The sequence below is a fragment of the Dactylosporangium vinaceum genome (assembly GCF_019904175.1).
In the GTDB taxonomy this organism is placed as follows: Bacteria; Actinomycetota; Actinomycetes; order Mycobacteriales; family Micromonosporaceae; genus Dactylosporangium; species Dactylosporangium vinaceum.
Genome location: NZ_CP061913.1, coordinates 3,492,579 through 3,506,128 on the forward strand (window position 1 = coordinate 3,492,579; position 13,550 = coordinate 3,506,128).

Here is a 13,550-nt window from a genome sequence, read left to right on the forward strand (position 1 = left end):
TCACCGTACGTGCGTGGCCGGGCCCTTGGCTTCGCCAAAACTGACAGGTCGCAGCCAGGCCTTCACGAAGCACGCCGGGGCGTGCGCGGTCCGTCGCTGCGCCCGGTAGCGCGACGGGGCGACGCCGGTGACGGCCTTGAACGCCCGGCTGAACGCGCCGAGGCTCTCGAACCCGACCCGCAGCCCGGCCTCGGTGACCGAGCTCGCCGGGTCGCGCAGCAGCGCCATCGCCCGCTCGATCCGGCGGCGCTGCAGATAGTGGTGGGGAGTCTCACCGAACGTGGTGCGGAACGTGCGGCTGAAGTGCCCCTGCGACATGTGCGCGAGCCGGGCCAGCGCGGGCAGGTCGAGTCGCTGTGCGTAGTCGCGGTCCATCGCGTCGCGGGCCCGCAGCAGGCGCCGGTTCTGGTCCTCGGCGGGTGACAGGGCCATCGTGGCAGGATAGCCGGATGCCGGCCGACGAGCTCAATGACCTGGCCCTGGCCGCGCTCGACGCCGGTGACGCCACCGAGGCGTCGCGGCTCTTCGCGGCCGCCCTCGACGCCGACCCCCGCCACCCGGCCGCCGTGTACAACTCGGGGCTGCTGCAGTGGCGGGCCGGACGGATCACCGACGAGCAGCTGGTCGACGAGCTCGACGAGCCGGAGATGGCCGCCCTGCGGGTGGAGGTGCTGCTCGAGCGGGGCGAGCCGGACGCGGCGCTGCTCGACGAGTTGCACATGCCGTGGCTGGCGCCGCCGCGGAGCAACCGCGACCTGCCCGACATGGCGCTGGCCTATACGGCGGACGGTCGCGTCGCCGTCACCGGGCACGCCGACCGGGTGCTGCGGGTCTGGCGCGACGGTGCGCTGGAGCGGGAGCTGATCGGCGCCGAGCGGGAGATCCGGGCCGTCGTCGTCGACGGTGACACCGCGTATGCGGCCGGCCGCGACGGGGTGGTCCGGCGCTGGGACCTGGCCACGGGCGCCCTGCTCGGAGTGCTCAACGGGCACGAACGGGACGTCATGGCCCTGGCGCTCGGCGGCGACCTGCTGGCGTCGGGCGGGTACGACCGGGCCCTGCGGCTGTGGCGCCCAGACGGGGAGCCGGTCGCCGTCCTGCCGCAGGACGGCGCCATCACCGGCCTGGCGCTGAGCGCGACCGGGCTGGCGCTCGTCGGCCTCTTCGAAGGGTTCCGGCTCTGGAACGTCCGGTCGGGTGAGCTGCTGCGGGCGTGGCCGGCCGACCGGCACGCGGACGCGGTCGCGTTCACCCCCGACGGCCGCTACGCGATCGGCGCCGACGCCCGGGCCATCCACGTCTGGGACGTCCACAGTGGACGCGAGGTGCGGACGCTGCGCGGGCACCGGCGCGGCGTGCGCAGCCTCGCGGTCGCGCCGGACGGCCGGCACCTGCTCACCGGCGGCTACGACGGGACGGCGCGCTACTGGGAGCTCACCGGCCGGTGCCTGCGCACCTACGCGGCGGGCGGGCAGGTCGCCGGCGTGTGGGTCGCCGCCGACGGCCGCACCGCCCGCACCGGCGCCGTCACCGGCATCGAGCGTCGTTTCAAGCTCCCCGGGGTGTACCGCGCGCCGGCGAAGCCCAGCCCCACGCGCACGGACGCGGAGCGGGCCGCCCACGCGCGGCGGTTCGAGGAGCTCCTCGCGGCCGCGCGACGGCCCGGCGCCGACGCCCTCGCCACGCTGCGGGAGGCCCGGGCCGTCCCGGGGTTCGAGCGGGACAAGCGCGCCCTGCTCGCCTGGCAGGAGCTCGGGCCCTGCGCCCGGACCGGCCTGCGCACCGCGTGGGCGACCCGGACGCTGACCGGGCACACCGCGCCGGTCGTCGCCGTCGCCCTCGACCGGCGCTGCGCGGTCACCGGCAGCTGGGACGGCACCGCCAGGGTCTGGTCCGGCGCCGGCAGCCGCGTCCTCGGCGGGCACGAGGGCCGCGTCGACGCCGTCGCCGTGCACGACTCCACCACCGTGCTCACCGGCGGCCAGGACAAGACCGCGCGGTTCTGGCGGGCCGACACCGGCGAGTGCACGGGCGTCCTCGACGGCCTCGGCCACGCCGTGCGGGCCGTCGCGTTCAGCCCCGACGGCCGCCTCGCCCTCGTCGGCACCGGCTACCGCCGCCTGCTCCTGGTCGACCCGGCGACGGCCGGCATCGTCGCCGAGCTCACCGGGCCGACCGACGCGATCACCACCGTGGCCTTCAGCGCCGGCGGGCAGCACGCCCTCAGCGGCGGCTACGACGGGGTGCTGCGGCTGTGGTCGATCCCGTCCGGCGAGCTGCTCAACTCCTACCCCGGCCACAAGGGGGCGATCACCTCGGCCGCGTTCGGCACCGACTTCCTGGTCTCGGCCGGCCACGACCACACCCTGCGCCGCTGGGCGCCCGTCTCCGGCGACTGCACCCTGCTGCCCGGCGTGCGGCCCGGCGGCGTCAACGCGGTGTCCGTCACCGGCGACGGCCGCTACGTGCTGGCGGCCGGGCGCGACCCGAAGCTGCGCGTGTACTCCACACTCGACGGCCGGCTGGTGCGCACGCTGTCCGGCCACACCGGTGAGGTCCAGGCCGTGGACCTGCTCGCCCCCGACTGGAACGCGCTGTCGGGGAGCCTCAGCGGCGAGGCCCGGCTCTGGTACCTCGACTGGGACCTCAGTACGCCGTCGTGAACTCGGCCCGGCCGCCCAGCTCCTCCTCGATGCGGATCAGCCGGTTGTACTTCGCGGTGCGGTCGGAGCGCGACACCGACCCGGTCTTGATCTGGCCGCAGCCGGTGGCGACGGCGAGGTCGGCGATCGTGGTGTCCTCGGTCTCGCCGGAGCGGTGCGACATGACCACCCGGTAGCCGGCCTTCCGGGCGACGTCCACTGTGGTCAGTGCCTCAGTGAGGGTGCCGACCTGGTTGACCTTCACCAGGATCGCGTTGGCGTAGCCGCCGTCGACGCCGGCCTGCAGGCGCCGGGCGTCGGTGCAGAAGACGTCGTCGCCGACCAGCTGGGTCGCCGCGCCCGCGCGCTCGGTGAGCGCGCGCCAGCCCTCGATGTCGTCCTGCGCCATCGGGTCCTCGATGGAGACGATGGGGTAGCGGCGCAGCAGATCGGCCAGGTGGTCGATGTGCTCCGCGACGGACCGGCTCACGCCCTCGCCGGCGTACTCGTAGACGCCGCCCTTGTAGAACTCCGAGGCGGCCGGATCGAGGCAGATCGCCACGTCGGTGCCGGGCTCATAACCGGCGGCGGCGATGGCCTCGGTGACGAACGCGAGCGCCTCGTCGGCGGTGGTGAACTGGGGCGCGAACCCGCCCTCGTCGCCCACGTTCGTGTTGTGCCCGGCCGTGGCGAGCGCGCGGCGCAGCGTGTGGAAGACCTCCGAGCCGATCCGCACGGCCTCGAAGAGGCTCGTGGCGCCGATCGGGGCGACCATGAACTCCTGGAAGTCCAGCGGATTGTCGGCGTGCGCACCGCCGTTGACGATGTTGATCATCGGCAGCGGGAGGCGGGTCGCGGCGGGGTTCAGGTAACGGTAGAGCGGCTTGCCCTGGGCGGCCGCGGCGGCCTTGGCCGTGGCCAGGGACACGCCGAGGATCGCGTTGGCGCCCAGCCGGCCCTTGTCGGGGGTACCGTCGCAGGCGATCAGTGCCGCATCCACGCCCGCCTGATCCACGGCGTCGAGCCCGCGCACGGCGTCGGCGAGCACGCCGGCCGCGTTGCCGACCGCCGTCGCGACCCCCTTGCCGTGGAACCGCTCCGGGTCGCCGTCGCGCAGCTCGACCGCCTCCGCCGCCCCCGTCGACGCGCCCGAGGGCACCGCCGCCCGCCCCAGCGACCCGCCGGCCAGGCGCACGTCGACCTCGACCGTCGGATTGCCGCGGCTGTCGAGGACCTGGCGGGCCCGGACGGATGCGATGGCCGTTTCGATGACTGTCATGCCCGGATACTGGCAGCTCAGCGCCGGGGTGCGCGACGCGATGACGCTCACCTTGACCCGGACCCCAGGGTCCGGGTTTACGGTCGAGCCCATGCGCGCGGGTGAGCTGGCGCGGCGCTCGGGCACCACGATACGGGCGCTGCGGTACTACGAGTCGGTGGGTCTGGTCGTGCCCCGCCGCCTGGCCAACGGCTACCGCGAGTACGACCCGATCGCCGAGCGCCTCGTCGTGCAGATCCGCGAGCTGACCGCCCTGGGCCTGAGCGTGGAGGAGACCCGCCCCTTCGTCGAGAGCATCGCCGCCGGCGCCGACGAGTCCGACGTGCGCGCGGCCGCCCTGGAGACCTACCGCAGCGCCATCGCGGGCCTGCAGACGCGGATCGGCCAGCTGACCGCGCAGCGCGACGCCCTGGAGGCCCGCCTGGCCCTGGCCTCGACGGTCGTCGACTTCGGCGACCTGGTCGGCCGCGAACTGCCCGACGAGCAGGTCTTCGCCACCAACGGCGACGCCGTCAACTACCGCCACCTGGGCCCCGGCCGCACCATCCTGTTCATCTACCCCCTGACCGGCCGCCACGGCGTCGACCTGCGCGACGGCCTGCTGGAGATCCCGGGCGCCCGCGCCCCGGAACAGGTCCGCTGGTTCCGCGACCACCACGGCGAGCTGCTGACCGCGGGGGCCGCGCGGGTCTTCGGGCTGTCGGCCCAGTCGGCCGGATACCAGCAGGAGCTCGCGCACCAGCTGTGCCTGCAGTACCCGCTCATCCCCGACCCCCGGCTGACCCTGGCCGCGGCCCTGGGCCTGCCCACCCACACGGCCGCCGGCCGCACCTTCTACCGCCGCCTCACCCTCGTCGTCACCGGCGGCGTCGTCGAGCACGTCTTCCACCCGATCCCGGCCCCGCCGACCCACGCGAACGAGGTCCTGCGCTGGCTGCACCGAACAGCGCCCGGTCGCCCCAGCGCGAGAGGGTCTCGAATTCGCGCCACAACCCGCGCGAAACGGAATGAGTGAACCGAACGTCGCCGATCGATAGCTTTTCGTTCGTAAGGCGTTGCGGAGCGACACCCATACATCACTTTGCGTGTTAGTTTCTTGGCGCAAAGTGACCGTGGTCATTCCGTGCGTCTGTGGGGGTTCCGTGAGCGACCGGCGCTGGGCGATGTTCGTCGGCTCCAACCAGTGCGGCGTCCAGGTTCGGGTGCCGGCCTTGAAGTACGCCGAGAACGACGCGCGTGAGATGCACGCGCTGCTGACCGACAGCAACATCGGGACCTTCGACAAGGACGACACCAGGCTTTTCCTTGGCCAACGCGCGACGGCGGCGGACCTGAAGGCCGCCCTGCGGGAAATCGCGCTCGACAGCTCTCCGTCCGACGTGCTGCTGGTGTACTTCGCCGGGCACGCGCTGGTCCCCGACTGGGCCCCGCAGACCGACGCCTACCTCGGCCTCGCCGACCTCGACCCCACACTGCTGCGCAACGATCCGGATCACGGTCTGCGGATGTCGTTTCTCCGGCACGACGTGTTCGAACTGTTTGCCGGCACCTCATTCCTGATTCTGGACTGCTGCCACGCAGGCGCATATCTTGCGAACCGCCGCCAGCACATCCCGGCCATCGACGCCTACGGGCAGCAGATGGATCGGCACAGCGCCCTGCTGTCGTGCCCGCGCGAGGCAAGCTCCCGCGAACGCGAGCAGTTGCAGCACGGGGTGCTGACCCATGAACTGCTCAACGCGCTGCGGGGTGCCGCCGCCGACGCTGACGGCCTGGTGACGTTCAACGCTCTGGCCCGGCACGCCGTGGAGCACGTCACCCAACCGACGCCAGGTCATCTGGTGCCGATGTGGGGCGCCACCACCACCACCCTTACCAAGCCATCGCCATCCCGGCAAGCCATAGATCGCCCTCTAACCCCACCGGTCGGCCTTGGCAAGATCGTCCCCTGCCTCAATCCGATGGAGCAGTTCGCCGGGACGGTGCAGCAGTTGCTGAAGCGAGTGTTCAAGTCGAAGGAGCGGGTCCCGGCGCAGCGACACGGACTCGACGACGGCGGCGGTGCTCTTGAACGCATCCAAGCGGCCCTCGATGCGCACTCCGCCGCCTGGGTCTCATTTGCCCCGCCGAACGTTCGGATCCTCAACCGGACAGATCAGTTCGATGAGGTGGCCAGCCGGCCGATGCTGGAGCAGTGCCTGCAATTCGTCCGCCCGGGCATGGGCTCGGCGACATCGCTCGGCTACCTCGCATCGGACGCGGGCCGGCATCAGATGCTGTGCGTGCCACTGGCATCCACGGACCCGGCCGAGGCTCCCGCTCTTGTGTTCATCGACCCCGCGCCCGCTCTGTTGGCGATGGGGGAACTCCTGTCGGGAACGCTCCAGGCGATATGGGCTGTCGGTGTCGGCGAAGACCCGGTGTATGCGGAGGTCCGGGTACTCACCGAGTTGCGCCGGACCTTCGGGCGCCTGCCGCTGACGCTGTACGACCACTGCCTCGACCGCTACGAGCAGCTGCTCAAGTCGCTGCACATGGTGTTTCAACCGGTCATCGAGATCGCGTTGCAGAACCACAGTGTCAGCCCGCACAGCTACGAGGCTTTGGTGCGCCGTTCGCCGGCCGATCAGAGCGCTCCGTTCACCATCCTGCAGATCGCGCATGCGTGGGGCGACCGGTTCATCGTCGTCCGCGACTCGATCCTGGCAACCAAGGCGATCAGCTCGTACACCGCCGCCAACGAAGAGGCCCGCACGCCTCGGACGCTTCCAGTGTCGATCAACGTCGCGGTCCGGTCACTGCTCAGTGATGCCTACGTCCAGGTGATTCGGCAGGCGATCGAGGAAGAGGGCCTGAACCCGCACGCCGTCATGTTGGAGATCTCCGAGCAGGACCCGATCCATCCCGCGGTCGGGGAGGAGTGGCTGCAGCCGCCGCACAAGTACTTTCACAACCGGCTCCGGCACCTGGCGCGGGAGCTGGAGATCGGCTTCGCCGTCGACGACTTCGGCGATGGCTACGCGTCGCTGTCCAGGATGGCCGAGCTGCCGTTGACCCAGATCAAGGTCGACCGATCCGTGCTGCATCATCCGCTCGCACTGCAGGAGATCGAGCTCGTGATGAAGGTGGCCCGGGCGGCTCTCGACAGAGGTGAGGCGGCCGCGCCCCGTGCGGTCATCATCGAGGGCTTCGACAACCAGACGGACCTGACGCTCGGGCAGTTGTACGCCGTCGGCGTCCGGTTCGTCCAGGGGTTCGGTGTCGGCCCGCCGGCCTCCGCCCAGCTGCGTCCGTTCGACAACCGAGACCGCGAAGCGATCGCCAGCCAAATCCGCGAGGATCTGCGCCGGACCCGGGAGGAACTGTGACCAACGTACTGCTGCATCTGCCGCCGGAGGTCGTTGCGGATGCCGAGCTGCCATACGAGGGCCTGCGTGACACGAACGGCATCACATTGGCGCTTGACGGCATCAACGTCGCCGCGAGCATCGTCACCCTGGCGACGCTGCGCCTGAACGCCCGCAATCTGGCCCGAGCGATCAGGAACTGGCGGCTCAAGAGCCCTCCGGGCCGGCGCATGACCTTGACGGTCCGCGGTGAGGGCGTCGAACTCCATCTCGACCTGCCGCCGAACGTGAGCGTCGGTGACCTGCTCGAACAGCTCCAACCGCTTGTGAACGGCAATCCAGGCGAGTCCTGAAATGCGCTGGGCGCAGGGCCGGGACCCGGCTCCGGCCGTGCGCCCAGCGGTGGGTCAGCCGGTCTGGACGTGCCAGTACTTCGCGGTGGTGGTGCTGCAGGCGCCGACCACGATGGCGGTGCCGTTGGCCGAGGTGTTCGGGGACAGGGCCAGGCACAGGCCCGAGTACACGTTGACCATCCACTGGCCCAGGCCCTGGGCGGACTGCCAGCGCCATACCTGTTTCGTGGGGACGTTGGTGCCGTACCACCAGTAGTCGCACGGTGTCTGCACGACCCGGCCGCCGTCCTGCGGGACGTTGGCGCCGATGTCCAGGCACAGGTTGCTGCCCACGTTGACCAGGGCGAACACGCCGTCGCTGAACGTGGGGGCGCGCCACAGCTGGTTGTCGGCGCCGTCGCAGGACCACTCCTGGATCGGCTGGCTGACGGTCTTCGAGCCGCCGGGGACGTCAAGGCACTTGCGGGCGTGGTCGTTGACGATCTCGACCTCGCCGTTGGCGAACCCGCCCGGGGCCGTGGTCCCGGGCGGGTCGGCCCAGGCGGGGCCGAGGCTGGCGACAGTGGAACATACGGCCGCCACCACAGCCATGGTCAGGGCCCGTGTCGTGCGCATACTCGTCCTCCCGAAGTCCGTGCCGGCTGCCCGTACAGTCCGCGGGACAAGCCGTTCCACGGGGGCTGCGAGACTGGTGGCGTGGATGCTCGGGAGCGGTATCACGCGCTGTGCGACGGTGGGCTGTACGCGTTCGAGCAGCACGAGCGGCGGTTCGCGCTGCCCGTCGTCGATGATCTCCTCGTCCCGTACGCGCGGGAGCGGCTCGCGGGGCTGCGGGCGCTCATCGACGGCGCGGACTCGGTGGACATGGCCGACGACCCGTATCTGGTGGCCGAGTTCACCTACCACTACCTGCGGCTGCGGCGTGAGCTGCACCGGGACCTGCGGCACCGGGCGGGCGGCGGCGAGTGGCTGGTGGTGCCGCAGTTCACCGGCGGGCTCGGGGTGCGGGCGCTGGGTGGCGCAGCGGTGCTGGTGCTGCGCCCGGCGGGCGGGCCGCGCCGCTGGGAGCTGATCCGGCGACCGGGGGCGGGGAGCAGCTGGACGGTGCATCTGGCCGCCGAAGCGGGGACGAACATCGGCGTCATCGACGCGCCCGATGAGCTGGAGCGGGATGAGGCGCTGTTCGCGCACCTGCTGTCCGGGCTGGCGGCGGTGTCGCGGACGATTGTGCGGCGGCGCGGGTGAGCACGTCGAATCCGGGGGTGGGCCGTTCGTATGGGTGGCATGACTGACGTACGGGTGCTGATTGACGGGCTGCGGATCGTCGAGTCGCCGCGGTGGCACGACGGGCGGCTCTGGTTCTGCCACTGGGGTGCCGGGGTGGCGATGGCGGTGGATGTCGAGGGGCGGGCCGAGGTGGTGCTCGACGACCCGGCGGTCGACCCGCACACCATCGGGTGGCTACCAGACGGGCGGCTGCTCGTGGTGCCGAAGAACCAGGACGCCGGCCGCCGGCTGCTGCGGCGCGAGCCGGACGGGACCTGGGTCGCGCACGCCGACCTGTCCGGGCTGCCGGCCGGGCTCAACGAGCTGGTCGTCGACGGGCGCGGGAACGTCTACGTCAACGGGGCCGGGTTCGGGCTGCTCGAGTTCATGCGGGACCTGGACCCGGACGACCCGCGGCCCCTGACGCAGCGGCCCGGGTATGCGCCCGGGTTCATCGCGCTCATCACGGCCGACGGGGCAGTACACCAGCAGCGGTTCGACATCGCGTTTCCGAACGGCATGGCGGTCACGGCGGACAACGGCACGCTCATCGTCTCGGAGTCGTTCGCCGGGTGCCTGACCGCGTTCGACATCGCGGCCGACGGGTCGCTCGGCAACCGGCGGGTGTTCGCCGGCGGGATCGGGCCGGACGGGATCTGCCTGGACGCCGACGGGGCGGTGTGGACGTCCGACGGCGGGACCGCGGCGGTGCGGGTCGCCGAGGGCGGGGAGATCCTCGACCGGGTCGAGCTGGACCGGCCGCCCTTCGCGGTCATGCTCGGCGGCGACGACGGGCGGACGCTGTTCATGCTGGCCGCGCAGTGGAACCCGCAGGACCCGTTCGGCGGCACCACCGGCCGGGTGCTGGCCACGACCGCCCCCGCGCCGCACGTCGGGTGGCCGTAGACTGCCGCGCATGGCGTCGGTGACGGTCGAGACAATCGTGGCGGCGGGCCCGGACGCGGTGTGGGCGGCGATCGCTGACGTCGGCAACGTCCACCGCCGCCTGCTGCCCGGCCGGGTCAGCGCCGTGCGCATCGAGGGCGACGAGCGGATCCTGACGATGCCCGACGGCACCGAGGTGCGTGAGCTGATCGTCGCCGTCGACCACGAGCAACGCCGGATGTCGTACTCCGTGCAGGGCCCCGGCCGCCTGGAGCTGCGCCACCACCACGCGGCGTTCCAGGTCTTCGCCACCGACGACGGCGCCCGGTCGCGGCTCGTGTGGATCACCGACGTCCTGCCGCACGACCGCGCCCCGGCCGTCGCGGCGCGGGTGTCGCGCGGGATCGAGGAGATGCGCGCGGTCCTCGAGTCCGCGTGAGCTGACCGCGTGCTCCGGCCCGCGACGTGCCGGTGCGGTGACATGGTCCGCGTCGGGCCGGTGCGGTGACATGGGCCGGCGAGGCCGTGCGGATCGGCGTTCCGATGTGTCGAGCCCCGGCAGCCGGGCCGTGCCGGTCCGCGTCGTGCTCGGGTTCGCGGCCGGGCCAGGTCGGGCGGGGGCGGGGTGGGGACCGTTGGCCGCGGGTGCGGCGGCGGTCAGCCGGGCGGGGTGGCGACGGCGCGGCGGGCGTGCTCGACGGCGGCCAGGCCGCGGCGGCAGAGGCGGGTTTCGTGGTGGTCGGGGCCGTACCGTCGCTGCCAGATGTCGCGGGCCCGCCCCAGTGAGGCGGCCGCGTCGTCGAGGCGGCCGAGGCCGAGCTGGATCGCGCCCAGCACCGCCGCGTCGGCCGCCACCTCGGGCGAGCCGCATCCGCGCTCCCGCGCGTGCCAGACCAGCGCGGTCAGGGCGGCGATGAGCGCGTCCTCGGGCCGCCCCCGCGCGTGGGCGAGCCCGGCCAGGTTGTGGTGGACGACCCCGTGCAGCGCCGGATCGGCGAGCGCGGCGGCGTAGTGGCGGGCGGCCTCGTCGTATCGGCCGGTCTCCCTGCACAGCACCCCGAGCGCGTTGCGCGTCGCCGGCCGGGCCGGCGCGGCCGCGAGCGCGAACTCGGCCTCGGCAAACCGCCCGAGCACCCGCAGGCAGTTCCCGAGCGGCAGCAGCCCGGCGTCCCCGGCGCCGGAGAACGCGGCCACCGCCGCCGCGTGCTCGCCGAGCTGAAACCGCAGGTCACCGAGCGTCATCCGGGCCGCCGCCAGCTCCCGGGGCGCGCCGGCCGCCTCGAACAGCCGGACCGCCTCGGCCGCCGCGAGCACGGCCAGGTCCCGCCGCCCGGCGTCGCCCAGCCGCAGCGCCCGCCGATGCGCCCGCCGGGCCCGGGCGAGCGTCCACCACGCGCGCCCCGGCCGATGGCACACGACCGGAGCCGGCCGCCCGGGCCAGGCAAGCGTCCACATGCCACCCAACACGCATCCGCGCCGCCCAGGGTTCAAACGGGCCCCGGACGAGGGCTCGAGGCGGGGCGCCGGACCGCGTACGCCCCCGTGGCGCCGCGGGTGGACGGGCGCGGCGTAGCGGCTGCTGCTGTGCCCACCGACCTTTGCCGGGTCCGCCAGTCGGCCGACGCTCCTGGACAAGGCACTACCCGGGGACCCCGGCGAGCTCCGCGGCGACCGCGTCCGCGCCCAGGGCGATCATCCACTCCAGTGGTGCGCCGGGCAGGAAGGTGGTCATGAGGGTGGTGAGGTCGGCTTTCGCCCGGTCGGTCAGGATGGTGGAGCCGGCCGACAGGCGGTGGACGGCCTCGCGGTACATCAGCAGGTAGCGGCGCTGGTCGGCCAGCATCGACACGGTGCCCGGGCGGCCGTGCCCCGGGTGCAGGACGGCGCCGGACAGCTCGGAGCTCAGCGTGTCGAGGGCGGCCAGCCAGGCGGTCGTGTGGCCGTCGGCGGTGTACGGGTGCACGCCGTTGAAGGCCAGATCGCCGATGAACGCGTTGCCGCCGGCCAGCAGGTACGAGTCCGCGTGGCTCTCGGCGGCCCCGGCGGTGTGGATGGTGAAGGTGATGCCGCCGGCCTCGACGGTGTCGGCGTCGTGGAGGGTGTGGGACGGGACCCGGTGCTCGGCCGGCCAGTCGGCGCCGTAGACCGGGGACCACTGGGCGCGCTTCGGCTCGGCGATCTCGGCGATCGTGGCCGCCACCTCGGCGGTGGCGTAGACCGGGACGTCCGGGGCGGCCACGAACGGCAGGCCGTTGAAGTGGTCCGGGTGGGCGTGCGTGACGAACGCGGCCGCCAGCGGCTTGCCGAGCGCGTCGATGCGGGCCTTCAGCGCCCGGGCGTCCGGGACGAGCAGCCCGGCGTCGACGAGCACGACCGCGTCGGGTGTTTCGAGCAGATAGCTGTTGACGAACAGTCCGCGCTCGGCCGCGGTGTACGTGTGCACGGTGTAGTGGGTCATGGCGGGAACGGTAGGCAGCCGGCGGTACGACCGACAGAAGGCACTTTGCAGTGCCTATCGGCGGATCTCGAATCCCTGCAGGGCCTCGACCGGCTCGTCCCGGGCCGAGACACCGGTGACGGCGGCCTCCGGCGGGCCCTCGCCCGACCAGGTCACCATGGCCGCGACCGCCTCGGCGGTGCCCTCGAACACCGCCTCGACGCGGCCGTCGGGCAGGTTGCGGACCCAGCCGGCGACGCCGTGCTCCCGGGCGACCCGGCGGCAGGTGTCGCGGAAGTAGACGCCCTGGACCCGGCCGGAGATCACCACGCGCGTTCGGATCATGCCCCGACCGTACCGTCCAGGGGCAGTGTCACGAGCGTGCGCAGCCGGTCCGGGTCGGCGAGCACGTCGATGGCGACGATGCGGCCCGCGGTGACGGTGAACGCCATGACGAACAGCGGGCGGTCCGGTGCGGTGGCGACGACGACGCCCGCGGCGCCGTTGACGAGGGCCGGGTACACGAACGGCGACAGGCGCGACGACGCGAGCGCCTGGGTGGCGACCTGCTCCGGGCCGTGCAGGGTGAACGTGAACTTCGCGCGGGAGGGGCCGCCGTCGGAGCGCAGGATCACGTCCGGGTCGAGCAGTTCGACGAGGGCGGCGAAGTCGCCGCTGCGGGAGGCGGCGAAGAACGCGTCGACGACCGCCCGCTGCCGGGCCACGTCCGGGTCGGGCGCGGTCGGGCGGCCCTGGACCCGGCGGCGGGCCCGGCTCGCGAGCTGGCGGGCGGCGGCGGGTGTGCGTTCGAGCATCGGCGCGATCTCCTCGAACGGCACCGCGAACATGTCGTGCAGCACGAACGCCAGACGCTCAGCCGGCGTGAGCGTTTCGAGCACCACGAGCAGCGCCAGGCCGACCGAGTCGGCCAGCAGCGCCTCGTGCTCGGGATCGACGCCGGCCGCGGGGCTGACGATCGGGTCGGGAACGTGCACATCGAGCGGGTCCTCGCGTCGCATCGTGCGCGAACGCAGCTGATTCAGACAGACCCGCGCAACAATCGTGGTCAGCCAGGCACCGAGGTTGTCCACCCCGTCCGCCCCGGCCCGGTCCACGCGCAGCCAGGCATCCTGCACCGCGTCGTCGGCCTCCGCGGCCGAGCCCAGCATCCGGAAGGCCACCGCCCGCAGCCGGGCCCGGTGCGCCTCGAACTGCCCGCTGAGCCACTCACGCTCGTCCACTGTTGCGCCCCTATCGACGATCGATCCTCTCAGGGATTCGACCCGCCGCGCCGCCGGAATGTGACGCGACAGCGCTGCGCATGGACCGCGGCCAGGCGTG

At 73.0% G+C, this 13,550-nt stretch carries 14 protein-coding genes; 7 read left to right on the forward strand and 7 right to left on the reverse strand.

Annotation, left to right across the window (positions count from 1 at the left end; genetic code table 11):
- Complete coding sequence (locus Dvina_RS15590; RefSeq protein WP_223103195.1) at positions 1-432, reverse strand: helix-turn-helix domain-containing protein; 432 nt, start codon at positions 430-432, stop codon at positions 1-3.
- Between the two features lie 17 nt (positions 433-449).
- Between Dvina_RS15590 and Dvina_RS15595 the strand changes: the two genes are divergently transcribed.
- Positions 450-2,663 (forward strand): WD40 repeat domain-containing protein, encoded by a 2,214-nt coding sequence (locus Dvina_RS15595; RefSeq protein ID WP_223103196.1) that lies wholly within the window; start codon positions 450-452, stop codon positions 2,661-2,663.
- Here Dvina_RS15595 and eno read toward each other — a convergent pair.
- Positions 2,647-3,921: a phosphopyruvate hydratase gene (eno, locus tag Dvina_RS15600; RefSeq protein ID WP_223103197.1), complete on the reverse strand. Its 1,275-nt coding sequence runs from the start codon at positions 3,919-3,921 to the stop codon at positions 2,647-2,649. The genes Dvina_RS15595 and eno overlap by 17 nt on opposite strands.
- Here eno and Dvina_RS15605 point away from each other — a divergent pair.
- The 3 genes from Dvina_RS15605 to Dvina_RS15615 all read left to right on the forward strand — a co-directional run bounded on the left by Dvina_RS15605 (position 3,920) and on the right by Dvina_RS15615 (position 7,621).
- Positions 3,920-4,936, forward strand: a complete 1,017-nt coding sequence (locus Dvina_RS15605) for a MerR family transcriptional regulator (protein ID WP_246656236.1) — start codon at positions 3,920-3,922, stop codon at positions 4,934-4,936. The two genes, eno and Dvina_RS15605, sit on opposite strands and share 2 nt — an antisense overlap.
- A gap of 127 nt (positions 4,937-5,063) precedes the next feature.
- On the forward strand, positions 5,064-7,289 hold the full coding sequence (locus Dvina_RS15610) for an EAL domain-containing protein (RefSeq protein ID WP_223103198.1): 2,226 nt from the start codon (positions 5,064-5,066) through the stop codon (positions 7,287-7,289).
- Positions 7,286-7,621, forward strand: a complete 336-nt coding sequence (locus tag Dvina_RS15615; RefSeq protein ID WP_223103199.1) for a hypothetical protein — start codon at positions 7,286-7,288, stop codon at positions 7,619-7,621. Before Dvina_RS15610 ends, Dvina_RS15615 begins: the two co-directional genes overlap by 4 nt.
- A gap of 54 nt (positions 7,622-7,675) precedes the next feature.
- Here the strand turns inward: Dvina_RS15615 and Dvina_RS15620 are convergent, their stop codons facing one another.
- Positions 7,676-8,203, reverse strand: coding sequence for an RICIN domain-containing protein (locus tag Dvina_RS15620; RefSeq protein ID WP_223103200.1), 528 nt, complete (start codon positions 8,201-8,203; stop codon positions 7,676-7,678).
- Between the two features lie 114 nt (positions 8,204-8,317).
- Here Dvina_RS15620 and Dvina_RS15625 point away from each other — a divergent pair, with 114 nt between their 5' ends.
- The 3 genes from Dvina_RS15625 to Dvina_RS15635 are packed head-to-tail and all read left to right on the forward strand — an operon-like array spanning position 8,318 to position 10,211.
- Positions 8,318-8,866, forward strand: coding sequence for a hypothetical protein (locus Dvina_RS15625; RefSeq protein ID WP_223103201.1), 549 nt, complete (start codon positions 8,318-8,320; stop codon positions 8,864-8,866).
- A 39-nt stretch (positions 8,867-8,905) separates the two neighbouring features.
- Positions 8,906-9,793 (forward strand): SMP-30/gluconolactonase/LRE family protein, encoded by an 888-nt coding sequence (locus tag Dvina_RS15630; protein ID WP_223103202.1) that lies wholly within the window; start codon positions 8,906-8,908, stop codon positions 9,791-9,793.
- Positions 9,794-9,803: 10 nt separating this feature from the next.
- Entirely contained in the window at positions 9,804-10,211 is a 408-nt protein-coding gene (locus Dvina_RS15635) for an SRPBCC family protein (protein ID WP_223103203.1), read from the forward strand.
- Positions 10,212-10,429: 218 nt separating this feature from the next.
- On the opposite strand, the gene Dvina_RS15640 is transcribed toward Dvina_RS15635, so the two are convergent.
- The 4 genes from Dvina_RS15640 to sigJ form a co-directional block, all read right to left on the reverse strand.
- Positions 10,430-11,227: a tetratricopeptide repeat protein gene (locus Dvina_RS15640; protein ID WP_223103204.1), complete on the reverse strand. Its 798-nt coding sequence runs from the start codon at positions 11,225-11,227 to the stop codon at positions 10,430-10,432.
- A gap of 184 nt (positions 11,228-11,411) precedes the next feature.
- Entirely contained in the window at positions 11,412-12,230 is an 819-nt protein-coding gene (locus tag Dvina_RS15645) for an MBL fold metallo-hydrolase (RefSeq protein WP_223103205.1), read from the reverse strand.
- 54 nt (positions 12,231-12,284) lie between these two features.
- Complete coding sequence (locus Dvina_RS15650) at positions 12,285-12,554, reverse strand: acylphosphatase (RefSeq protein ID WP_223103206.1); 270 nt, start codon at positions 12,552-12,554, stop codon at positions 12,285-12,287.
- Positions 12,551-13,450 carry an RNA polymerase sigma factor SigJ gene (sigJ, locus tag Dvina_RS15655; RefSeq protein ID WP_223103207.1) on the reverse strand — a complete coding sequence of 300 codons (900 nt, stop codon included), beginning with the start codon at positions 13,448-13,450 and terminating at the stop codon, positions 12,551-12,553. Before sigJ ends, Dvina_RS15650 begins: the two co-directional genes overlap by 4 nt.
- Between the last annotated feature and the right edge of the window lie 100 nt (positions 13,451-13,550).